Genomic DNA, 832 nt, shown 5'->3' with positions numbered 1-832 from the left:
ACTGAAGCCAACAATCTTGCGATTTTGGGCGTGGCACGCTTGGCTCGCAGATCGCAACCGAACCGGAAACGCATCGTCGTTTCGGCAGTCGAACACAAGGCTGTGTTGGAGCCTGCACACGCCTTGCAGTCCGAAGGATTCGAAATCAGCATTGCCCCCGTCGATCGTCAAGGTCGGCTTGATCTTGCCGAATTTGCGCGCCTCGTCGACCGAGATCTTCTCCTTGCATCAGTGATGATGGTCAACAACGAGACCGGCGTCATTCAGCCCGTCAAGGAAGCTGCTGCCTTGGCGCATGCGAGCGGCGCGCTCTTCCATAGTGATGCGGCGCAGGCCGCCGGCAAGATCGACGTTGACGTCATCGAGCTTGATGTCGACTACCTCACCCTTTCGGCCCACAAGTGCTATGGTCCGATGGGCATAGGGGCTTTGTATGTTGCAGCATCGGCGCCGAAGCCGCTTCCACTGACTTTTGGTGGTGGCCAGCAAAGCGGTCTGAGGCCCGGAACTGAGCCGGTCGCGCTCGTCGCTGGCTTCGGTGCGGCTGCTCGGGTCGCGAGAGATCGGCTTGAGTCCGACAAGGAGCATTGCTCCGCGTTGATTGAACGCTTGCTTGAGACGCTAGAAGAACGGCAGCTTCGCTTTAGTCGGGTCAGCGGCGATGCGCCCACGGTTCCGGGCACAGTGTCCATCCAGTTCTTCGACGTCGATGCGGACGAGCTCTGCGCCCGCGTTGCGCGCCGCGTATCGCTTTCAACAGGATCGGCATGCACCTCAGGGCAAATCAAGACTTCACATGTGCTTGAATCCATTGGCCTTTCCGAAATAGAGG

Annotated in this window: 1 protein-coding gene; it reads left to right on the top strand. The window is 59.1% G+C overall.

All coding sequences use genetic code 11. The features are described from left to right. On the top strand, nucleotides 1–832 hold an 832-nt coding region (locus EOA29_RS38400), incomplete at both ends, for an aminotransferase class V-fold PLP-dependent enzyme (protein ID WP_127222514.1).

The sequence above is a fragment of the Mesorhizobium sp. M1E.F.Ca.ET.063.01.1.1 genome (genome assembly GCF_003998155.1).
GTDB lineage: Bacteria > Pseudomonadota > Alphaproteobacteria > Rhizobiales > Rhizobiaceae > Mesorhizobium.
This window is presented reverse-complemented; position numbering and strand designations above follow the sequence as displayed.